General features: G+C 61.2%; 23 protein-coding genes. 11 read left to right on the top strand and 12 right to left on the bottom strand.

All coding sequences use genetic code 11. The features are described 5' to 3' along the window. Positions 1–28 precede the first annotated feature (28 nt). Complete coding sequence (locus ACZ5WQ_RS08715; protein ID WP_373314994.1) at positions 29–1,291, top strand: ABC transporter substrate-binding protein; 1,263 nt, start codon at positions 29–31, stop codon at positions 1,289–1,291. Between the two features lie 7 nt (positions 1,292–1,298). Here the strand turns inward: ACZ5WQ_RS08715 and ACZ5WQ_RS08710 are convergent, their stop codons facing one another. The 5 genes from ACZ5WQ_RS08710 to ACZ5WQ_RS08690 form a co-directional block, all read right to left on the bottom strand. Continuing rightward, positions 1,299–2,279: an ArsA family ATPase gene (locus ACZ5WQ_RS08710; RefSeq protein ID WP_464383638.1), complete on the bottom strand. Its 981-nt coding sequence runs from the start codon at positions 2,277–2,279 to the stop codon at positions 1,299–1,301. A gap of 53 nt (positions 2,280–2,332) precedes the next feature. Then, on the bottom strand, positions 2,333–2,614 hold the full coding sequence (locus ACZ5WQ_RS08705; RefSeq protein ID WP_088273516.1) for a cory-CC-star protein: 282 nt from the start codon (positions 2,612–2,614) through the stop codon (positions 2,333–2,335). Then, positions 2,604–4,289 carry a carbon starvation CstA family protein gene (locus ACZ5WQ_RS08700; RefSeq protein WP_269686955.1) on the bottom strand — a complete coding sequence of 562 codons (1,686 nt, stop codon included), beginning with the start codon at positions 4,287–4,289 and terminating at the stop codon, positions 2,604–2,606. The genes ACZ5WQ_RS08705 and ACZ5WQ_RS08700 overlap by 11 nt, the downstream gene beginning before the upstream one ends. 155 nt (positions 4,290–4,444) lie before the next feature. Beyond that, the gene (locus ACZ5WQ_RS08695) at positions 4,445–5,038 is read right to left on the bottom strand and encodes a LysE family translocator (protein WP_269686956.1); all 594 of its coding nucleotides are present in this window, start codon (positions 5,036–5,038) and stop codon (positions 4,445–4,447) included. Continuing rightward, positions 5,038–5,271 (bottom strand): DUF1272 domain-containing protein, encoded by a 234-nt coding sequence (locus ACZ5WQ_RS08690; RefSeq protein WP_269686957.1) that lies wholly within the window; start codon positions 5,269–5,271, stop codon positions 5,038–5,040. Before ACZ5WQ_RS08690 ends, ACZ5WQ_RS08695 begins: the two co-directional genes overlap by 1 nt. A gap of 114 nt (positions 5,272–5,385) precedes the next feature. Here ACZ5WQ_RS08690 and ACZ5WQ_RS08685 point away from each other — a divergent pair, with 114 nt between their 5' ends. Then, a complete protein-coding gene (locus ACZ5WQ_RS08685) occupies positions 5,386–6,042 on the top strand; it encodes a DsbA family oxidoreductase (RefSeq protein ID WP_269686958.1) in 657 nt (218 codons plus the stop codon). Positions 6,043–6,143: 101 nt separating this feature from the next. After that, complete coding sequence (gene chrA / locus ACZ5WQ_RS08680; protein WP_269686959.1) at positions 6,144–7,505, top strand: chromate efflux transporter; 1,362 nt, start codon at positions 6,144–6,146, stop codon at positions 7,503–7,505. Positions 7,506–7,511: 6 nt separating this feature from the next. Here chrA and ACZ5WQ_RS08675 read toward each other — a convergent pair whose 3' ends face one another. The 3 genes from ACZ5WQ_RS08675 to ACZ5WQ_RS08665 form a co-directional block, all read right to left on the bottom strand. Next, positions 7,512–8,165 carry a 7-cyano-7-deazaguanine/7-aminomethyl-7-deazaguanine transporter gene (locus tag ACZ5WQ_RS08675; protein ID WP_228245313.1) on the bottom strand — a complete coding sequence of 218 codons (654 nt, stop codon included), beginning with the start codon at positions 8,163–8,165 and terminating at the stop codon, positions 7,512–7,514. Between the two features lie 173 nt (positions 8,166–8,338). Next, on the bottom strand, positions 8,339–9,145 hold the full coding sequence (locus ACZ5WQ_RS08670) for a M48 family metallopeptidase (protein ID WP_228245315.1): 807 nt from the start codon (positions 9,143–9,145) through the stop codon (positions 8,339–8,341). 67 nt (positions 9,146–9,212) lie between these two features. Beyond that, positions 9,213–9,347 carry an entericidin A/B family lipoprotein gene (locus ACZ5WQ_RS08665; protein WP_088273524.1) on the bottom strand — a complete coding sequence of 45 codons (135 nt, stop codon included), beginning with the start codon at positions 9,345–9,347 and terminating at the stop codon, positions 9,213–9,215. Between the two features lie 202 nt (positions 9,348–9,549). Here ACZ5WQ_RS08665 and ACZ5WQ_RS08660 point away from each other — a divergent pair, with 202 nt between their 5' ends. After that, a complete protein-coding gene (locus tag ACZ5WQ_RS08660) occupies positions 9,550–11,694 on the top strand; it encodes a methyl-accepting chemotaxis protein (RefSeq protein ID WP_464383579.1) in 2,145 nt (714 codons plus the stop codon). On the opposite strand, the gene ACZ5WQ_RS08655 is transcribed toward ACZ5WQ_RS08660, so the two are convergent. The 3 genes from ACZ5WQ_RS08655 to ACZ5WQ_RS08645 are packed head-to-tail and all read right to left on the bottom strand — an operon-like array spanning position 11,679 to position 12,771. Then, entirely contained in the window at positions 11,679–12,329 is a 651-nt protein-coding gene (locus tag ACZ5WQ_RS08655) for an SOS response-associated peptidase (RefSeq protein ID WP_233048289.1), read from the bottom strand. The two genes, ACZ5WQ_RS08660 and ACZ5WQ_RS08655, sit on opposite strands and share 16 nt — an antisense overlap. Beyond that, positions 12,326–12,574 carry a putative signal transducing protein gene (locus tag ACZ5WQ_RS08650; protein WP_228245321.1) on the bottom strand — a complete coding sequence of 83 codons (249 nt, stop codon included), beginning with the start codon at positions 12,572–12,574 and terminating at the stop codon, positions 12,326–12,328. Before ACZ5WQ_RS08650 ends, ACZ5WQ_RS08655 begins: the two co-directional genes overlap by 4 nt. Before the next feature lie 2 nt (positions 12,575–12,576). Next, positions 12,577–12,771: a CPXCG motif-containing cysteine-rich protein gene (locus ACZ5WQ_RS08645; protein ID WP_200818393.1), complete on the bottom strand. Its 195-nt coding sequence runs from the start codon at positions 12,769–12,771 to the stop codon at positions 12,577–12,579. Between the two features lie 115 nt (positions 12,772–12,886). Here ACZ5WQ_RS08645 and ACZ5WQ_RS08640 point away from each other — a divergent pair, with 115 nt between their 5' ends. Continuing rightward, positions 12,887–14,047 carry a 1-acyl-sn-glycerol-3-phosphate acyltransferase gene (locus tag ACZ5WQ_RS08640; protein ID WP_285676401.1) on the top strand — a complete coding sequence of 387 codons (1,161 nt, stop codon included), beginning with the start codon at positions 12,887–12,889 and terminating at the stop codon, positions 14,045–14,047. Positions 14,048–14,059: 12 nt separating this feature from the next. Here the strand turns inward: ACZ5WQ_RS08640 and ACZ5WQ_RS08635 are convergent, their stop codons facing one another. Next, positions 14,060–14,335 (bottom strand): hypothetical protein, encoded by a 276-nt coding sequence (locus ACZ5WQ_RS08635; protein ID WP_233048287.1) that lies wholly within the window; start codon positions 14,333–14,335, stop codon positions 14,060–14,062. Between the two features lie 279 nt (positions 14,336–14,614). Between ACZ5WQ_RS08635 and ACZ5WQ_RS08630 the strand changes: the two genes are divergently transcribed. The 6 genes from ACZ5WQ_RS08630 to ACZ5WQ_RS08605 all read left to right on the top strand — a co-directional run bounded on the left by ACZ5WQ_RS08630 (position 14,615) and on the right by ACZ5WQ_RS08605 (position 20,671). Continuing rightward, a complete protein-coding gene (locus ACZ5WQ_RS08630) occupies positions 14,615–15,076 on the top strand; it encodes a glycine zipper domain-containing protein (protein ID WP_228245329.1) in 462 nt (153 codons plus the stop codon). 202 nt (positions 15,077–15,278) lie between these two features. Further along, positions 15,279–18,071: a monovalent cation/H+ antiporter subunit A gene (locus tag ACZ5WQ_RS08625; protein WP_335600547.1), complete on the top strand. Its 2,793-nt coding sequence runs from the start codon at positions 15,279–15,281 to the stop codon at positions 18,069–18,071. Continuing rightward, entirely contained in the window at positions 18,071–18,397 is a 327-nt protein-coding gene (locus ACZ5WQ_RS08620) for a Na+/H+ antiporter subunit C (protein ID WP_464383578.1), read from the top strand. Before ACZ5WQ_RS08625 ends, ACZ5WQ_RS08620 begins: the two co-directional genes overlap by 1 nt. Further along, positions 18,397–19,914 carry a monovalent cation/H+ antiporter subunit D gene (locus ACZ5WQ_RS08615; RefSeq protein ID WP_338212811.1) on the top strand — a complete coding sequence of 506 codons (1,518 nt, stop codon included), beginning with the start codon at positions 18,397–18,399 and terminating at the stop codon, positions 19,912–19,914. Before ACZ5WQ_RS08620 ends, ACZ5WQ_RS08615 begins: the two co-directional genes overlap by 1 nt. Continuing rightward, entirely contained in the window at positions 19,911–20,417 is a 507-nt protein-coding gene (locus ACZ5WQ_RS08610) for a Na+/H+ antiporter subunit E (RefSeq protein WP_285676398.1), read from the top strand. Before ACZ5WQ_RS08615 ends, ACZ5WQ_RS08610 begins: the two co-directional genes overlap by 4 nt. Then, positions 20,402–20,671: a K+/H+ antiporter subunit F gene (locus ACZ5WQ_RS08605; protein WP_233048283.1), complete on the top strand. Its 270-nt coding sequence runs from the start codon at positions 20,402–20,404 to the stop codon at positions 20,669–20,671. The genes ACZ5WQ_RS08610 and ACZ5WQ_RS08605 overlap by 16 nt, the downstream gene beginning before the upstream one ends. Positions 20,672–20,673: the final 2 nt, after the last annotated feature.

The following is a 20,673-nucleotide window of genomic DNA, read 5'->3' as shown; positions in this document are numbered from 1 at the left end:
GTTTCTCGCTGATTCAAGGACGCCTGTCATGACCACTTATCCTATTTCACCCGTACGCTGCTGCCTGGCTGGTCTTGCCATGCTCTGGGCCGGCCTTGCCGGCGCGGCCGAGCCTATTGCCATTGGTCTTAATCTGCCACGCACCGGCCAGTATGCCCAGGAGGGCCTGATGCAGATGCGCGGGGCGATGCTGGCGCTGGACGAGATTAATCAGGCCGGCGGGGTGCTGGGACGTCCACTGGAGCTGCTGGAGCGCGACAGTGCGTCCAATCCCGAGCGGGCTGTGCGCAATGTTGACGAACTGGCCGATGCCGGCGCGCGCATGCTGTTTGGCGGTGCCAGCAGCGCCGTGGCCATTGCCGCAGGCAAGCGGGCCCGCGATCGTGGCCTGCTGTATTTCGGCACACTGACCTATTCCAACGACACCACCGGGCGCGATGGCCAGCGATACATGTTCCGCGAGAGCTACAACGCCTGGATGGCAGCGCGGGTACTGGCAGCACAATTGCAGGAGCAGTACGCCGGCAAGCGCTACTACTACGTGACCGCGGACTACACCTGGGGCCACAGCACCGAGGAGTCGATGCGCCACTTTACCGGCACGGATGATGTGGCGGTGCACGGAGCTGTGCGGATACCGTTCCCGAATGCGTCGCTGCGTGAACTGCGCGAGGCGCTGCAGCAGGCCCGTGCTGCCGAGCCCGAGGTGCTGGTGCTGGTGCTCTTTGGTGATCAGATGGTCAAGGCGATGGGCCTGGTTCGTCAGCTTGGCTTCGAGAATGTGCAGGTGGTGGTACCCAATCTGACCCTGAGCATGGTCGAGCAGGCCGGGCCGTCAGTCATGGCCGGTGTGCTGGGTGCGGTGCCATGGACCTGGAATGTGCCGCGCGAGTTCGGCTTTGAACGGGGCGAGCAATTTGTCAGCACCTTTGCCGAACGCTATCAGACTTATCCTTCCAGCTCGGCCGCATCGGCTTACAGCATTGTCTACCAGTGGGCTGATGCGGTTGAGCGCAGCGGGTCGCTTGAGAGCGAAGGGCTGATTCGTGCGCTGGAAGGGCACAGCTATCAACTGCTGAAGGATACCCAGACCTGGCGTGCATTCGACCATCAGAACCTGCAGACCGTCTATGCGGTCCGTATCAAGCCGCGCGCCGAGGTGATGGCTGATCCGCTGCGCCAGGACTACTTCAAGATCATCGGACAGCTCTCGGCTGAAGAGGCGGCGCAGACGCTGGAGCAGTGGCAGGCCGAGCGCAAGGCGGCCGGTCAGCCCCTGCGCTTGCGCTAAGCGACGCTCAAAACCCCTGTTGCTCCAGCAGTGTCGCCAGCTGCTGGAGAATCCCGATGCCCTGCACGTCAGTTTCCAGCCAGGGCAGTTGCGGACGCGGCAGGTGGCCAAGCTCGCGATCAATTCGCTGCAGATAGCTGGCTTCCTGCAGTCGACGCTGCTGCAGGAAGTGGCCGTCGGCGCTGTCGGGTATGACCCGGTTGACCAGCGCCGCAGCGACCGGAATCTGCGCCTGCCGCAGACTCTCTACTGCCCGTACCGTCTCCAGAATCGGTAGCCGCTCGGCTGTCAGCACAAACAGAAAACCGCTGTCTGCCGGATCCTCCAACTGGCGGCGGGCCTGGTGAAACAGCCGCCTGCGGTTGCGCAGGGTTTCGGCAACGCTGCGGGTGCGCTGATCCAGACCGCTCAGCGGATCCTCGTTGGGATCGTCAAACGGGCTATTGAGATCACGGCCGCTGCGCGGGGTCAGGTGCTGCAGCACCTTGCCCAGCTCGGCGGACTTGCGGTTGTGGCTGAGCAGGCCATCGGTCCAGGCGGCCATGGCCTCAGGCAGGGTGAGCAGGCGCAGGGTGTGCCCGGTCGGGGCAGTGTCGAAGAAAATCAGGTCGTAGTCGTCCGGCGGTGCGGTGACCAGTCTGGCAATGCGCTCGAGCAGTGCCGCTTCCTGGGTGCCCGGTGAATGGCGGGTCAGCTGCATTTGTCGGGTGAGCTCAGTCAGCATCTCAGGTGCTGCCAGCTTGCGCATTTGCTCAATCACCCGCTGCAGGTGGGCGTCCACCTCGGCATCGGGGTCGATTTCCAGCGCGTCCAGATTGGGCAGCAGGCGTCTGGGGCGATCATCCAGCGGGCGGTCGAACACATCGCCCAGGCTGTGCGCCGGGTCAGTCGAGACGATCAGGCAGCGCTGCCCCCGGCTGGCCGCCAGTACGGCCAGCGCCGCAGCGACCGTGGTCTTGCCGACGCCGCCCTTGCCGCCGACCCACAGCAGGCGGCGGTGCAGCAGGTCAAGGTTGGAAGTGGAAATATCGACTCTCCCGGTCAGCAGCAGCGGAAATGGTCCAGCGGCGAGTGTTCCATACCCATGCGCCGGTGCCAGTCGTGGAAGCGTTCAAGCAGCAGCGGCTGCAGCTCCAGCGTGTAGTAGGAAGCCGGGTTGGGTACGCCCATCATCTCGCTGAACACCAGCAGCATGAACAGGTCATCGTGGTCACGCCGGCTGCGGGCAATCGCGCCCCGGTAGCGGGAGCTGTAGGCCTCTTCCAGGAAGAAGCGCGCCTGACTCAGCCAGGCGCGCCATTTCTCGCCACGGTCAGCGGCCATCGGCTTGCTCCGCTGCTGCCAGTGCCAAGTGCCGTTTCAGCGCCGCAGCGCACTCCAGCGCGACCAGAATGGCGGCAATCAGCACGACGATATCCAGCGCAAGCAGGAAGTAGTTCTGCTGGTCGTAGAAGGTCTTGAGCTGGATCACCAGCGCGGTCACCGTCATCACCAGCAGGAAGCACAGCGGCAGCAGGGTGTACCACATGGGGCGGCGGTAGTGCACCAGCATCACCGTAATCACCAGCAGGGTCAGACCGGCGAGCAACTGGTTGGTGGTGCCGAACAGCGGCCATATGATCATGCCGCCGGAGCCGTCCGCTCCGCCGGCGCCGAAGGCCAGCAGCAGGCAACTGCCGATCGCCAGCAGGGTGGCGGGCAGCGGCTTCTTCATCCACTCCTGATGATAGATCTCGCCCCATTCCTGGAAGATATAGCGCTGCAGACGCAGCCCGGTATCCATGGTCGTGCCGGCGAACAGGGCGGCCATTACGGTCAGCAGGGTGGCGGCGGTCACTTCGGGCAGGCCCAGACCGTTGTGGATGACGTAGGCGCCGCCCTGCACGAAGGCGGTGACCCCGCCCTGGCCAAAGGCGCTGTACATGGCTTTCCAGTCTGTCAGGCTGGCAAAGCCGGCACAGGCAACCAGAATCGCTGCCAGTGACAGGCAGCCTTCACCGATGGCACCGAAGTAGCCGACGAAACGGGCGTCGGTTTCCTTGTTCAGCTGCTTGGAGGTGGTGCCGGAAGACACCAGCCCGTGGAAGCCGGAAATGGCGCCGCAGGCGATGGTGACAAACAGCAGCGGCACAATCGAGGGGGTGCCTGCCGGCACGTCGTCATTGATCATCGGCGCGACCAGCGCCGGGTTCAGCAGCATGATTGCGCCGTACAGAATCAGCAGGCCGACGAACAACTGCAGGCCGTTGATGTAATCACGCGGTTGCAGCAGCATCCACACCGGCAGCACAGACGCGACGCCTGCGTAGAGGAACAGCAGCAGAATCCAGATGGCGTTGCCCGAGAGTCCTGCAACCTCGGCCGGCATCTGAATCGGTACCGATGGGCCGGCCCAGATCAGCGCGTAGAGCGCGACGACCCCAACCACTGAAACGACCGGCAGGCTGATCATGCGACGATAGATCAGCTGGCCGACGATCAATGCGACGACAATCGCACCCCAGACTGGCAATACGGCAGTCGGGAAGCTCATCATCAGCTTGGCGATGACCACCGCAAATACGGCGTTGACCATCAGCAGTACCAGGAAAATCACGATCATGAAGATGCTGCGGGCGCGCTTGCCCACTACGTCGCCGGTTAGCGAGCCGACCGATTTGGCCTTGTTGCGCACACTGGCCCAGACCGCGCCCATATCGTGGACGCCGGCGAAGAAAATGGTGCCCATCACCACCCAGATGAAGGCCGGAAGCCAGCCCCAGATGACTGCAATGGCCGGCCCGACGATGGGCGCGGCGCCGGCGACGGAGGTGAAATGGTGACCCCACAGCACAAAGCGGTTGGTCGGAACGAAGTCGATGCCATCCTCGAATTCGTGCGCTGGCGTACGAAAATCCGGGTCGAGGCGATAGATCCGGTTGGCAATGAAACGGGAGTAGATGAAGTACCCCAGGGTCATCAATCCCAGCCCGATCAGTAGCAAAATGGCTGCGCTCATGCTGTGGCTCCAGTGTTATAAGTTTTGTCGGATCGCCTGTCGGAGCATCTGCTCCGCCGCACTGCCTACTATAGCCCAGGGCGGGCCGGCGGGTCGCCGGGAGGAACAGGGCAATGTGAAGCAGGTACGCAGCAGCCTGATATCAGGTCAGTAGGTCAACGGCTTGCCAGATACAGGCCGCAACCAATCAGCAGCCCGCCCCCCAGACGTTGAAGTCCCCGGCTCTGGCGGGGCAGGGCAAGGCGACTGCCAAGCACTGCATAGAGTGTCTTGACCAGCAGCAAGGCCACTGCGGTGGTAATCAGTACTTGCAGCGCTACCCCGGACGACAGTGGTGTGGTTACAAACAGAGGCAGGAAGCTGGCGTAGAAAATCAGTGCCTTGATATCGCCGAGGGTAAGCAGCAACCCCGCGATCAGACTGTGCCAGCTGCTGCCGGTCGAAATGGGCAACGCCTGCTTTGTATGCGGTTGACGCCACAGGGACCAGCCAAACCAGATCAGGTAGGCCGCTGCCAGCCAGCGCAGCAGGTTGAACACCCCGCCCAGGCTGTCGATTACCACCTGCCAGCCCGCCAGCGCCAGCGCGGCCAGCAGCAAATCGCCGAGGGTGATGCCGATTGCTGCCGCAACACCCTGGCCAACGCCGTATCGGGCACTGCGCACAACGACCAGCGCCACACTGCTGCTGGGCAGCGCCGCCAGCACCGTCAGGGCAAGAAACAGCGAGAGCAGCTCGCCGGCGTTCATCAGTGGATGTGTGGCTTGAGCACCCGGTCACGGCTGGCCGGGTAGCGTTCAAGTAGATGTGCCGGGCGAGTCGGGCGGGTGACCAGGTTGCCGCCGCAGTTCGGACAGCAGCCTGCGAAGCGCTGCGCGCAGTCGTGGCAGAAGGTGCATTCGAAGCTGCAGATCAGAGCATAGGATGCATCGGCGGGCAGGTCGCGGTCGCAGCATTCACAGTTGGGGCGCAGTTGCAGCATGGCAGATACCGGCAAGATGATTATTTGCAGTTATAGCAGCGGCTGATGCCCGATGAAACCCGCTGTATATGGTGTAGTCTCATCCGTTAAACCCAGTCAATCGTGAGTAACACCATGCAGAACCTGACCATTGATATCGTCTCCGACATTGCCTGTCCCTGGTGCGCCATCGGCTATGCTCGCCTGGAGCAGGCTCTGGCGGCGCTGGAAGGCGAGGTGGGAGCAAAGGTGGAGTGGCACGCCTTCGAGCTCAATCCCGATCCGGCCCAGCGGCCGATGCCGATTGTCGAGGCGCTGTGCCGCAAGTACGGTCGTAACGAGTTCGAGGTGCGGGCGGCGCAGGATGACATGATTCGTATCGCCACCGGTCTCGGGCTGAATTTCACCCATATGCAGGAACGCTACACCGCCAATACCTTCGATGGTCACCGCTTGGTGAAGTGGGCGGCTGAGCACGATCGTCAGACGGCGATGAAACAGGCCCTGTTCGACGCCTACTTCGGAGAAGCAAAGGACGTCAGCAACAGGGACGTACTGCTCGATGCCGTGTGTGCCGCCGGGCTCGATGCGGCAGAGGCCGAGCAGGTGTTGACCAGTGACAGGTTCGCCGACATTGTTCGCGCCGACGAGGCGCACTGGCAGCAGGCGGGTATCTCGTCGGTACCGGCCTTCGTGATCAACGGCCAGTACCTGATTTCCGGGGCACAGGAACCGGATTATCTGGTTCAGGCGCTGCGCGAGATTGCCGGGCGCCAAGGGGCGTCGGCCTGAGCGTCAGAGGACTCTGATATGGATTTGGCAGGACCTGCAGCAAGGGTGAAATATTGTCCTGTCATCATGAGGCTTACGGATGTCCTTACAGAAGGTATGTCATGGCAACTGCCCCCTCATCTGAAACCCTGCCTCCGGGCCCGTCTGATCTGAGTCGCCGAGAGGCATTTCGCTTTTGGCTGAAGCTGGGGTTTATCAGTTTCGGTGGCCCTGCCGGGCAGATCGCATTGATGCATGACGAGCTGGTTTCCCGGCGTCGCTGGTTATCCGAGCGGCGTTTTTTGCACGCCCTGAACTACTGCATGCTGCTGCCCGGGCCGGAGGCGCAGCAGTTGGCGACCTATCTGGGCTGGTTGCTGCATCGCAGTTGGGGTGGGGTGGTGGCTGGGCTGCTGTTTATTCTGCCATCGCTGGGTTTGCTGATCTTGCTGGCCTGGGTGTATCTGGTTTATGGCGACGTGCCGCTGATTGCAGGGGTGTTCTACGCGATCAAGCCGGTGGTGGTGGTCGTGGTTGTTCAGGCGGCCTGGCGGATCGGCAGTCGGGTGTTGCATAACCGCTGGCTCTGGGCAATTGCGCTGGCCGCTTTCGTAGCGATATTCGCCTTGCAGCTACCTTTTCCTCTGATCGTGCTGGCGGCGGCGTTGGCTGGCACCGTTGGCGGGCGATTGCTGCCGTCGGCCTTTTCGCCTTCTACGGCGGCTCACGCGCCGTCTGATGGCGGCGGGGATGCGCTGTTGAATGATCACAGCCCGATACCCGAACATGCCCGCTTCAGCTCATGGCGTTTGGCGAAGCTGCTGCTGATCGGAGCTGCGCTTTGGGTCTTGCCGATGGGGCTGCTGACGTTATGGCAAGGCTGGCATGGGCCGTTGACCCAGATGGCCTGGTTCTTTACCAAGGCAGCCTTGCTGACCTTCGGGGGGGCCTATGCTGTGCTGCCCTATGTTTATCAGGGTGCTGTACTGCAATACGGCTGGCTCTCGCCGCTGCAGATGATCGACGGGCTGGCGCTGGGCGAAAGCACCCCGGGGCCTTTGATCATGGTGGTGGTGTTTGTCGCGTTTCTTGGTGGCTATCAGGGCGCATTTTTAGGTGCTGATCAGGCGCTGGCTGCTGGCATGCTGGCGGCGCTGCTGGTCTGCTGGTTCACCTTTCTGCCGTCGTTTCTGTTTGTGCTGGGCGGTGCGCCGCTGATCGAAGCTACCCGTGGCGAACTGCGTCTGACTGCCGCCCTGACTGGCGTAAGTGCTGCTGTTGTGGGCGTTATCGTCAATCTGGCGCTATTTTTCGGCTGGCACGTTGTCATGCCTGCCGAGACTGCCGGGCCGGACTGGCTGGCACTGGGCATCGGGCTGATCGCGGCCGGTCTGCTGTTTGGGAGGGGCTGGACGGTGCTGCAGACCCTGCTGCTTGGTGCTGCAGCAGGGCTCTTGCTGGGTGTATCAGGGTTGTTGTCCTGATACCGCTCAGGCGGCTGAGGTCGCCGGGCCGCCGAGGCGGTTCATCAGGGTGCGCAGCAGCACGCCGTAAAGCGGCAGGAACAGCAGCATGCTGATGAGCAGTTTGATGGCATAGTCGACGGTAGCGATCTCGACCCAGTGCTCGGCCATGAACGGATTGCTGCTGTGCCAGAAGGCGACCGAGAAGAAGGCGAAGGTGTCTGCCAGGTTGCCCAGCACGGTCGACAGGCTTGGTGCGATCCACCAGGCCTTGATACGGCGCAGCCGGTCGAATACCTGGATGTCCAGCAACTGGCCGATCACGTAGGCAACGAAACTGGCCAGCGAAATGCGCAGCACGAAGTCATTGAACGACAGCAGTGCGTCGATGCCGCGGTAGCTGCCTTCCTGAAACACCACCGACACTACATAGGACGCAACCAGCGCCGGCAGCATGACGCGCGCAATAACGCGGCGCGCAGCCTGTTTGCCGAGCAGGCGAACGGTCAGATCGGTAGCCAGGAAAATGAACGGAAAGCTGAAGGCGCCCCAGGTGGTGTGGTAACCGAACAGGGTGATCGGCAACTGCACCAGGTAATTGCTGGCGATGATGATGGCAATGTGAAAACTGATCAGCAGTGCGAGCGCGCGGCGCTGCATGCCGGAGGTAAGTACGGTCATGGTCTGTCCTTTTTTACGATTCGAGTCTGCTGACTCGCCGTTTTGTCAGATGGGGTGAGGGAACCCATGTCGTTCGGGGTCGAACGGCGCGCAATTGTACCGGTTTTGCACGGATTGACCAGCGTATTCGCTGCATTCCGGCCGGCGGGGCAAGCTCGCCGGCCGGGATCTGCTTACTTGGCAGCTTCGTACAGGCCCTGAACGCGGGGAGCAGCAGAGCGCAGTGTCTCAATACGGCCGGAGGAAGAGGGGTGGGTGCTCATGAATGCCGGTGGCTCGCCCTGCGATGCGGCCTGCATTTTTTGCCACAGAGTCACGGCAGCCTGCGGATCGTAGCCGGCGCGTGCGGCCAGCTCCAAGCCAATCAGATCGGCTTCGCTCTCGTTGGCTCGACTGTTCGGCAGCGTCAGGCCATATTGCACCGCCATCTGAGCAGCCTGACTTCCGCCTTCGCCCAGGCCCAGCAGGGCGCTGGCCAGTTGGGTGCCCATCTGGGTGGCATAGGCTCGAGAAATAGCCTCGCGGCCATGCTCGCGCAGGGCGTGGGCAATCTCGTGCCCCATGATCTGGGCTATTTCGGCATCGGTCAGTTGAAGGCGATCGATAATTCCCGAGTAGAACAGAATCTTGCCGCCGGGTGAGCAACTGGCATTGAGCTGGTCATCCTTGATCAGGTTGACTTCCCAGTCCCAGCTGCTGGCATCGGGGCGGAAGTGCGGGACCTGTGCGATCAGCTTGGCAGCGATACCATTGAGTCTGCGCACGGTGGCAGCGCTGGTATTCAGCAGCCCCTGCTTTTTGGCTTCAGCCAGGGTCTCGTTGTACGATTCGGCAGCCATCTGGTTGACCTGCTCGCTGGACAGGCCGCTCATCATATACTGGGTGCGGTTGACGCCGACGTTACCGCCTTGAGTGGTCTGCACGCTCTGACAGCCAACCAGCAGCACAACGGGCAGGAGAAGGGTGAATCGCAGTCGCATTGGGCTCTTCCTTGCAAAACGAAGTTGAAATTCGGCCGATGCTCCGCCTGGAAGCACCGGCCCCGCGTTATCGGTTGGCAGCGTCTTCGATGCTGTCGCCGACCTTCTGAATGTCCTTGCCCAGCCCTTCCATCGTGTTGCAGGCGCTCAGGCCGGCAAGACTGAACAGGACAGACAGCAGCAGTACCCGTGATCTCTTCATGCTCTATTCTCTCATCAGGCGTAAAATATTGTTGCAGGCCTCTGGGGAACAGCCCCGCGGGCATTCAACGGTGAAAGATTACGTTATTGGACCGGTATTTGGACAATTGTATGCAACGGGCTGCAGATTTTTATGCTGTGGCCGATATTACGGATGAACCGGTGTCCTGCGCCGCTCTGTCGTTCCCACGTCGAGGTATTTCATGAAATTCAGGTCAATTCAGCTTTCCATTACCGTGCTGGCAGGTGCCTGTCTGTTTATCGCTGTTGGCGTCATGACGCTTTACTCGGTTTATTCCGCCGAACGCAGTCAGGCGTTGGTGCAGGAACGGTCGCGGGTGTTGATCGATGATCTGGTCAGGGACCGCGTGATGGCGATAGCGGGTGGTGAACAGGCGCGTATTCGTCGCTATCTGGAGTATCCGCTGACGGTAGCCATGCAATTGGCGCAGCTCAACTCGATGTTGGGACAGATTCAGGATGACGGGATGCCGGCGTTGATGATGGGGCGCGAGGAAATGACCCGCGTAATCCGCATGACGCTGGAGCAAAGCCCGCAGCTGTGGGATGCCTACGTCGGCTGGGAGCCAAACTCGCTGGATAACCTGGACAGCTTTTTTGAGGGAGTTGAAACCGACGGCTACAACGGCACAGGGCGCTACATGCCCATGTGGTTCCGTAACGAAGATGGCAGCCTGTCGCTGGAAGCACTCGGCGATATGGAGAATGAAACCATCCTCGAAAACGGCGTGCGTACCGGCGAGTATTATCTTTGCCCCCGTGAAACGCTGAAGCCCTGTGTAGTTGACCCAGCCCCTTATGAGGTCGGCGGCAAGACAGTGTTGCTTGCCTCCTTTACCGTGCCGATCGTCAGCGACGGTGAGTTCATGGGTATCGCCGGTGCCGATCTGTCGATGGAGTTTCTGCAGCAGATGCTGCATGAGAGCAATCAGGATCTCTACGACGGCCAGGGCGAGCAGGCTCTGGTGAGTGCTTCCGGGCGGCTGGTTGCGTTCACGGGCGAGGGTGCCAAGCCGGGCGATCATGCCTCTTTGGTGCTTGATCAAATGGAAATGGACGCCATTGCCGCTGTGGGCAGGTCCAACGAGCCGCTTTTTCAGATCGAGAGTGAAGGTGTGGATCATCTGCAGTTGATCATGCCGGTCACGCTGCCGGGCACAGATGTGCGTTGGTCGCTGGTTATCAAGTTACCGCTTGCGGTGGTCATGCAGGACTTCAATCAGCTCGATACCGAGCTGACTGACATGCGCCAACAGGACTCCATGCTTTTGACCGGCATCGGCCTGCTGGTTGCGCTGGCGGGTCTCGGTGTGATGGTGTTGCTGGCTTACGGTCTGGCCAAGCCCGCGCGCCAGCTGGTAGCCATGCTGGACGATATTGCCAAGGGCGAAGGCGATCTGACCAAGCGTCTCAATGTGGAGCGGGCGGATGAGCTGGGTGATATCGCCCGGGGCTTCAATGCGTTTCTCGACAAGCTGCAGGGCATGATTCGTGAGGTTGTCGGTTCGGTTCAGCAGGTCACCGATGCCTCGGAACACACCGCCGACATCGCGCTGCGGACCAATGACGGGGTACAGCGTCAACTCAGCGAGATTGATCTGGTCGCGACGGCCGTGACAGAAATGACTGCGACCGCACAAGATGTTGCACGTAACGCCTCGCAGGCGGCCAGCGCGGCTCAAAATGCCGACGGTTCCGCTTCGCACGGACGTGAGGTGGTGCGGGCAACGTCCGAAACCATTCAGAACCTCTCGCAGGATATTCAGCGTGCGGTCGACAGCGTGCAGGCACTGGCACGCGACAGCGAAAATATCACCGGTATTCTGGACACCATTCGCGGTATTGCAGAACAAACCAACCTGCTGGCGCTGAATGCGGCCATCGAAGCGGCTCGCGCCGGTGAGCAGGGTCGCGGCTTTGCGGTGGTTGCCGATGAGGTTCGTAACCTGGCGCAGAAAACCCAGAGCTCGACCGAAGAAATTCAGCATATGATCGAGCAGCTGCAGAATGGAACCCGCGAGACCGTCAAGGTGATGGAGCAAAGCCGTGCCCGCACCGATCAGAGCGTACTGCAGGCGGAGGAGGCGGATGCAGCCTTGACCTCGATTACCCAGGCAGTATCGGTGATCAATGACATGAACAATCAGATCGCGAGTGCCGCCGAGGAGCAGAGTGCGGTTGCCGAGGATATCAATCGCAACGTCATGACCATCGACACGGTCGCCAAGGATGTGGCCAAGGGTGCCGATGAGGCCTCACAGGCCAGTGCGTCACTGACCAAGCTGGCAGAGCATCAGCGCCGTCTGATCAATCAGTTCAAGGTTTGAGCCGGACCTGCGGGGCTGCAGCAATGCGGCCCCTGGGTAGCCGGGTTGCTGACTGCTGTGCTGACAGGGTAGGCCATCTCGATACGGCTGTCGGCATTCAGCAACAATGGCTGCAGGGCCGTCACCGCCGTGCTCTCGGCCAGCCATATGGCTTGCTCCGCGCTGTTCAGGGCTGCCGGCATACGGTCGCCAAGCCGGTTTGCCAGGCCTTTGGCAGGTACGGTGATCAGCGCGCAACTGTCCCAGTACTGACCGTCATCCAGCTGGTAGCGTTCCCAGATACCCGCCAGTGCCAGCCCGCCTTCCTTGCGCCGCAGATACCAGGGTTGCTTGCGTTGCCCCTGCTGCAGCCAGAGGAAATAGCCGTCGACGGGCAGGATGCAGCGCCGCTGGGCGAAGGCCTGCCGGAACATGGGTTTTTCGTGCAGGTATTCAGCCCGGGCCGAAAAACTGGCCCGGCTGAGGTCCTTTAGCCAGCCCGGCGTCAGGTTCCACAGGACAGAGGCGCACTCCAGCTGGCCTGCTGTCTTGCGCAGAATCAGCAACGGTTTGCCAGGGGCAATATTCCACTGTGGCTTCCAGTCGTCGGGCATTGTGGTATGGGGCTGATTGAACTGGGCCAGGCGACCGCTCATGGCTGGGGTAGCTCGCTGTCTTCTTCGTTGATGGGGCTTGCCTGGAGATAGGCATGGATCAGCTCGGTACTGCGATCGACGTCTTCGTCTTCAACCCACAGGCCAAGCAGGTCATGCACTGGCAGATCGCCAATGGCCCCCTGCAGATAGCCGCCGCTGATGTGGCTGCGGATGTGATGGTCGGCCAGTACGGCGGTCAGCAAGCTGGCCTCCGCCATGTCGGCGGGACGGTAGATACGCTGCATGCTCAGTCCTGCTCGCGGCGCAGGTCGACGTGATAGTCGTCGCCTGCGTCGTCGATCCACAGGCTGACGTGGATTGGCTGGCAGCAGACCTGACAGTCCTCGGTATAGGATTGGGCTCCACCGCTCAGGTCAAGCAGCAGGGTGATGGGTTCGCCGCAGTGAGGGCAGACCAGATTCGCTTCTTCCAGTGCCTGCACCGTAAAGTCCCCGTACGTCTTGTATGTGACATGCAGTGTAGCTGCATCGTCAATCTGGCGAAACCACGGTGGGCAACGCATAATGCCCGGCTGACGACAAGACTCTGAGGGTGACATGAGCGAGTTCGAGGGCATTCGCCCCTACAACGATGCCGAAGTGCCAGCTGTGCTGGAGCGTCTGCTGTCTGATCAGGAACTGATGCGCATGCTGGCTGGCTACCGCTTCCCGCGCCTCAATCGCTGGCTACCGGGTGTTGCCCGGTCGCTGGTGCAACTGGCGCTCGGACGCGAGGCCCGTGGCGTCGAATCGGTTGATGATCTTCAGCACAGGCTGGAACCCTATCTGGATCGCCTGATAGAAAGCAGCACACTGGCTGTCACCTACAGTGGCCTGGATAACCTGCGCAGCGATCAGCCCCACCTGTTTATCGCCAATCATCGTGACATCGTGATGGATCCGGCGTTTGTCAATTATGCGCTTTACCACGCGGGGCACCCGACGCCACGTATTGCGATTGGAGATAATCTGCTGCAGCGGCCCTTCGTTGCCGATCTGATGCGCCTGAACAAGAGCTTTATCGTGCACCGCTCACTGACCGGTCGGCGCGAGAAGCTGCAGGCTTACCAGACCCTGTCTGCCTATATCAGCCACTCGATTGCCGAGGGGCAGTCGATCTGGATTGCTCAGGCGGAGGGGCGAGCGAAGGACGGTCTGGATGAAACCGATTCGGCGATCATCAAGATGTTCTGCATGAGCCGCAAGGCCGAAGCTGTTGCGGATGTGATTCGCTCGCTGAGCATGGTACCGGTATCGATTTCCTACGAATGGGATCCGTGTGACGGCATGAAAGCGCGCGAGCTGGAGCAGCGTGCGCATGCTGGCAGTTACAGCAAGGAGCCGGGCGAGGATGACCGCTCCATTGCCATGGGCCTGACGGGCTACAAGGGGCGGGTGCATGTGGCGTTTGGCAAGCCGCTGACGGAGGCCTTTGACGATGCCAGACAGGTAGCTGCGGCAGTGGATCGGCAGATTCTGGGTCAGTATCGCCTCTATCCGAGCAACTTTCTGGCATTTGAGCACTCAGGCGAACAGGTGCCAACGGCGCTGTCGAACTGGCGTACGGACTACACAGCCAGCGAGCTGGCGGCCGAGGAACAGCGTTTTGCAGCACGGTTGTCGGCGTTACCCGAGGCGCAGCGGCCATTCTGGCTGCTGCAGTACGCTAACCCGGTGCGCAGTCGCTTGCGGGTGATCGAGGAATCGGCCGGCGTCTGATCGAGGTCAGGTTCAGACGCGGGTGCTGACCAGACTGAGGAGCAGGGCCAGGCTGAGGCAGACGGTGCCGACGCTGTAGAACAGGCGATTGATGCGCTGATCGCGTTGCTGGCTGATGTCGGTTTCGCTGGGTGGCAGGGTCGCCAGGCGCTGGCGGCCGAGGCTGCTGCGCAGTTGGGTCGCAATCCACAGCCAGCTGCCATTGACGGCGAAGAACAGGGCCAGGCCGTTGAGGACCAGCGCCGGGTTTTCAAGGTAATACAACCAAGCTGCCTGCAGCGGGAACATGGCAGAACCTCCGGTGTCTCGGATTCGGGCAACCAGGTTCTATTGGCTTTTTTGTTGGTTACGACGAAACGCAAAAGGAATGTAACGACGCGCCGGAGTGGGCTCGTCTATTAATAAGCGCCGCAGATGTTATGCCAAGAGGCGATTAAATTCGACTCGATCTGTTCAAAATCCGATCAACGGTTACCACCTCCGGTGGTCGGTATTGCCTCTCTGCGAGACTGCGCGCACCCTTGTGAAACGGGCCTTGATGCAAGGCGGACCAATTGAGGTGACGATATGAAAAATCGGTATGTGGTGACTCTGATGCTCGGTGCCCTGCTGGCATTGGGCGGCTGTGCATCTTCGCTGAGCGGCGATGTTTACAGTCGGGATGATGCGCGGGCGCCGCAGACCGTGCGTATGGGGACAGTGGAATCGGTGCGTCTGGTGCAGATTGAAGGTACCAAGACCGTGATTGGCCCAGCCGCAGGGGCGGCCATCGGTGGTGTCGCCGGCAGCTCGGTGGGTGGCGGTCGTGGCAGCGCGATTGCCGCTATTGTCGGCGCAGTGGCTGGCGGCATGGCCGGTGCGGCAGCCGAGGAGGGGATTACCCGTACTCAGGGCGTGGAAATTATCGTTAACGAAGATGGTGGCTATACTCGTGCCTACGTTCAGGAAGTGGTTGAAGGGGTTAATTTTGCCCCGGGTGATCGCGTGCGCATCATGTCGGTGAATGGTCAGTCCCGGGTCGTCAAGTAACGCGCATGGAACCGGAATGGCAGCAGCCAGGGCGCTGCTGCCATAGCGTTGTTACGCATTTTGTAACGGATTCAGCTGCTTGCGTTGCTCGGCGATGGCAGCTTGCCCCTATAATGACGTGCGCCTCCTGACCATGCCCATTCCGTAGTTGCGGTATTGCTGGAACGGGAGCCGCAATGGCCATATAAGGAGTAAGTCCTGCATGACCCTGGCGCTGATCGTCATCCTCCCGCTGCTTGGCAGCCTGCTTCCACTGCTGTTCAAGAATCAAGGGCGTTCTCTTTGTGCCACGATGGCCATGGTTGCACCGGTCATCGGTCTGGCATTGCTCTGGCGGCATGCCGATGCGGTATTCGCCGGGCAAACTCTGATCCAGTCGCGGCCCTGGCTGAGCGAACTGGGGCTGAATATCAGTTTCCGGCTTGATGGCCTGAGTTTCCTGTTTGCCCTGATGATTCAGGGTATCGGCCTGCTGGTTATTCTCTACGCCCGCTACTACCTCTCCAAAAACGACCCGATGGGCCGTTTCTTCTGTTATCTGCAGCTGTTCATGTCGGCCATGCTTGGCGTGGTGCTGTCCGAAAACCTGTTGCTGCTGATGGTGTTCTGGGAAATGACCAGCCTGTCATCCTTCCTGCTGATCGGCTATTGGTCGCACTCTACCGATGCGCGCAAGGGCGCGCGGATGGCGCTGGCTGTTACCGGCGCCGGTGGTCTGGCACTGTTGGCTGGTATTCTCCTGCTGGGCCAGATTGTCGGGAGTTACGAGCTGACGGATGTGTTTGCCGCTGGCGAGCAGATTCGTCAGCATGCCCTTTATCCGGTGATTCTGGTGCTGGTGCTGCTCGGGGTGTTTACCAAGTCGGCACAGTTTCCGTTCCACTTCTGGCTGCCGCACGCCATGGCGGCGCCAACGCCGGTGTCGGCGTATCTGCACTCGGCAACCATGGTCAAGGCAGGGGTGTTTCTGCTGGCGCGCCTCTATCCGGCACTCGCTGGCACCGATCTGTGGTTCTACATCGTCAGCAGCGCCGGTATGGCAACGCTGCTGGTGGGCGCTTGTACTGCGTTGTTCCAGCATGACCTCAAGGGGCTGCTGGCCTATTCGACAATCAGTCATCTGGGCCTGATCACCCTGCTGTTTGGTCTGGATACGCGGCTGGCAGCTGTCGCAGCGGTGTTTCATATCATCAACCACGCCACCTTCAAGGCCTCGCTGTTCATGGCCGCAGGGATTATCGATCACGAGACCGGTACCCGTGACATGCGGCGTATCAATGGCCTGCTGCGTTTCATGCCGCATACTGCGGTGCTGGCGATGGTGGCCGCCTCGGCGATGGCCGGTGTGCCGCTGCTCAACGGCTTTCTCAGCAAGGAGATGTTCTTCACCGAGACGCTGGAGCAGCACATGCTCGGCAACTGGAGCTGGCTGATTCCGCTGGGTGCGACCCTGGGCGGGGTGTTTTCGGTGGCCTATTCGCTGCGCTTCGTGCACGATGTATTTTTCAACGGCAAGCCGGTGAATCTACCCAAGTATCCGCCACACGAGCCACCGCGCTATATGCGCGTACCGGTCGAAATTCTGGTGGTGATGTGTCTGGCGGTCGGTCTGGCGCCGGGCTTTACGGTTGCCGGTCTGCTGGCGGTAGCGGCGGAGTCGACGGTGGGTAACGCCTTGCCGGAGTACAGTCTGGCGATCTGGCACGGCTTCAACCTGCCTCTGTTTATGAGCTTCGCGGCCATGGTGCTGGGAATTCTGGTCTATTCACTGCGTCGGCCGCTGTTCGACTGGTATGCCCGCCAGCGGGATGTGGACGCCAAGCTGGTATTTGAGGCGGCGGTGCAGCGTCTGGTGCGGGGCGCGGGTCAGATAACCCTGCTGCTGGAAAATGCCTCGCTGCAACGCTACCTCCTCTGCCTGTTGCTGGCCGCACTGGTGGTGACCGGTTTCTGGCTGATCCAGCTGCCGGCGCTGCGGGGGCCGGTTGCCATGACCCCCGTTGACGGCGTAACCCTGGCCGGGGCCGTGCTGACCATGTTGAGTGCGGTTGCTACCGCGTACTGGCATCGCCTGCGGCTGGTATCACTGGTGACCCTCAGTGTGGTGGGGCTGGGTGTGGTGCTGGCATTTGCCCGCTTTGCCGCGCCGGATCTGGCGTTGACCCAGATCTCGGTCGAGGTGGTCACCATCGTCCTGCTGATGCTGGCGCTGTTCTTTTTGCCGGCGCGGACCCCACGTGAGTCCTCGGGCCTGCGCCGTGGCCGTGACCTGATTATCGCGCTGCTGTGTGGCGCTCTGGTGGGCGCGCTTGCCTTCGCCATGCTCACCCGTCCCTACGACAGCATCGCCGACTTCTTCCTCGCCAACAGCGTGACGGGTGGCGGTGGCCACAATGTGGTGAACGTTATTCTGGTCGACTTCCGTGGCTTCGATACCATGGGTGAGATCACCGTGCTGGCGATCGCAGCCATCGCCATCTATGCGCTGATCGATGGTCTGCGTCTGCGGGTGCCCGGTGCAGACAGCCTCGGCAAGCCCTGGGCGCAGCGTGGTGACCTGCTGATGCTGGTTAATTTGTCGCACGTCCTGTTGCCGCTGGCGCTGATGATCTCGGTGTACATCTTCCTGCGCGGACACAACCTGCCGGGTGGCGGCTTTATTGCAGGCCTGATTACCGCGGTCGCGCTGATCCTGCAGTATGTCGCCAGCGGTGAGGCCTGGACTGCCCAGCGCTGGCCGGTTAACTACCACTGGCTGGCAGGCGCCGGGGTTCTGATCGCCGGTGCTACCGGGGTGGGGAGCTGGGCCTTTGGCTATCCGTTCCTGACCAGCAGCTTCGGGCATTTCCATATTCCGCTGGTCGGTGAGATCGAGCTGGCGACCGCAATGCTGTTTGATCTTGGTGTGTATCTTACGGTCGTGGGCGCAACACTGCTGATCCTGGCAAACCTTGGCAAATTGCCGCAGTCGCGGGTAGTCGGAGGAGATTTCTGATGGAGCTGCTGTATGCCATTACCCTTGCAGTGCTGACCAGTTGCGGTGTCTACCTGATGTTGCGGGCGCGCACCTTTCCGGTGGTGGTCGGGCTGGCACTGCTGAGTTACGCGGTGAATCTGTATCTGTTTGCCACCGGTCGTCTCGGTGATTCAGCGCCGGCGGTGCTTGGCAAGGCAGAGGTGTACGCAGACCCCTTGCCGCAGGCGCTGGTGCTGACCGCAATCGTCATCGGCTTTGCCATGACGGCCTATGCGCTGGTGCTGGCGCTGCGGGCGCAGGGCGAGCTCGACAGCGACCACGTTGACGGCAAGGGGGACCATTGATGAGTCACCTGCCAATTTTGCCCGTACTGGTACCGATGTTTGCCGGTGCACTGTTGCTGGTGCTCGGCGCGAGCATGGACACCAAGCGGGCACTGTCACTGCTGGCGACCTTTCTGCAGATTCCGCTGGCGGCGATGCTGGTAGTCGAGGCCGGACAGGGTATCGGGGTCTACGCCCTCGGTAACTGGATGCCGCCGTTCGGTATCGTGCTGGTGGTCGACCGGCTGAGCGCCCTGTTGCTGCTGGTAACGGCAATACTTGCCGCCGCAGCCATTATCTATGCGGTGCGTGGTGACGATGCCGCCGGTCGCAATTTCCATCCGCTGTTCCAGTTTCAGCTGATGGGCATCAACGGCGCCTTTCTGACCGGCGATCTGTTCAACCTGTTCGTGTTCTTCGAGGTCCTGCTGATTTCCTCCTACGCGCTGCTGCTGCATGGCGCGGGGTCGGCTAGGGTGCGCTCCGGCCTGCATTATCTGCTGCTGAACCTGACCGGCTCGGCGCTGTTTCTGATCGCCGTCGGAACCCTGTACGGCGTGACCGGAACGCTCAACATGGCCGACATGGCGCTCAGGGTGCGTGAGCTTGATCCGGCAGATGCGCCTCTGGTCGGGGCGGCGGGTATGCTGCTGCTGGTGGTGTTCGGTTTGAAGACAGCGGTCTTTCCACTCTACTTTTGGTTGCCGCGTGCCTACGCGGCGGCGGGTGCACCGGTTGCCGCGCTGTTTGCGATCATGACCAAGGTGGGGCTGTACTCGATCCTGCGCGTGTATACGCTGATTTTCGGGGCCGATGCCGGCGAGCTGGCCAATATGGCGCTGTCCTGGCTTTGGCCGCTGGCTCTGGTAACCCTGTTGCTCGGTGCTATCGGTGCGCTGGCCGCCAGCACCCTGAGTTCGCTGACGGCCTATCTGGTCGTGGTATCGGTCGGCACCATGCTGGCAGGGCTGGCGATCGGGACGGCGGAGTCGCTGCAGGCGACTCTGTTCTACCTGATGCACTCGACCTGGATTACCGGCGCCCTGTTCCTGCTGACCGGTATCCTCCAGCGAGTACGCGGGCCGCGTTTCTCGGCAAGGCTGATTGCCGGGCCGCAATTACCGCATCCGATGCTGCTGGGAGGCGTGTTCTTCCTGATTGCCATGTCCATCGTTGGCTTGCCGCCGCTGTCCGGTTTCCTCGGCAAGCTGTTGCTGCTCGGCTCGGCAGGGCAGGGTGTCACTGCCGCCTGGCTTTACACCCTGGTGCTGGGTAGCGGACTACTCGGACTGGTTGCCTTGAGCCGGGCAGGCAGCACCCTGTTCTGGCGTCAATCCGATCAGGCCGCCACAGGTGAGCCGGTCGATGGCGCGCGCATGGGTGCGGTGCTCTTGCTGCTCGCTGCAAGCCCCGCGTTGGTGGTGATGGCCGGGCCGCTGTTGTCTTACCTGGCGCAGACCGCAGAGCAACTGCTCATGCCGCAGTTGTATATCGACGCGGTATTGTCGCTGCAACCCATTGCCGGAGGCGCCCAATGAAGCGACCTGATCGCGTGTTTCCGCACCCCTGGCTCAGTGTGTCTCTGCTGATAGGCTGGCTGCTGCTGATGAACTCGGTATCGGTTGGCAACGTCATCATGGCGGCCGTGCTGGCCACCCTTATTCCCTGGTTGACCCATGTCTTCTGGCCGCGGTCACCGCATCGGCTGCGCTTTGGTCGTTTGCTGATTTTTGCCTGCCGGGTGCTCAGTGACATCGTGCTGGCGAACCTGCAGGTCGCCAGGCTGATTCTCGGCTCGCGCCGTCGACTGCGGCCAGCCTTCGTTCATTATCCGCTGCAGTTGCAGCAGGACTTTTCGATCAGTGTGCTGGCCAGCACCATTTCGCTGACACCGGGGACGGTATCGGCCGATATCAGTCCTGATCGCAGCACGCTGCTGATTCATGGTCTGGATGTGGGCGATGAACAGGCGCTGATTGACCACATTCGTCAGCGCTATGAAGAACCCATTCGGGAGATTTTCGAATGCTCGACACCGTAGTTCTGCTCTGTCTGGGCATCATCACCGCAGCGCTGCTGCTGACCTTTGCCCGTCTGATCAAGGGCCCGGATCTGCCGGACCGGATACTGGCGCTCGATACGCTGTATATCAACGCTATCGCGTTGATCATGCTGCTGGGTCTGTATCTGGACTCCAACCTGTTTTTCGAGGCCGCACTGCTGATCGCGGTCATGGGGTTTGTCAGTACAGTGGCCATCGCCAAGCATTTGCTGCGTGGCAATATCATCGAATAGGA

The sequence above is a fragment of the Halopseudomonas sp. T1L2 genome (assembly GCF_055397385.1).
The sequence above is the reverse complement of the archived record's forward strand: the minus strand, read 5'-3'. Positions and strand labels throughout refer to the sequence as shown.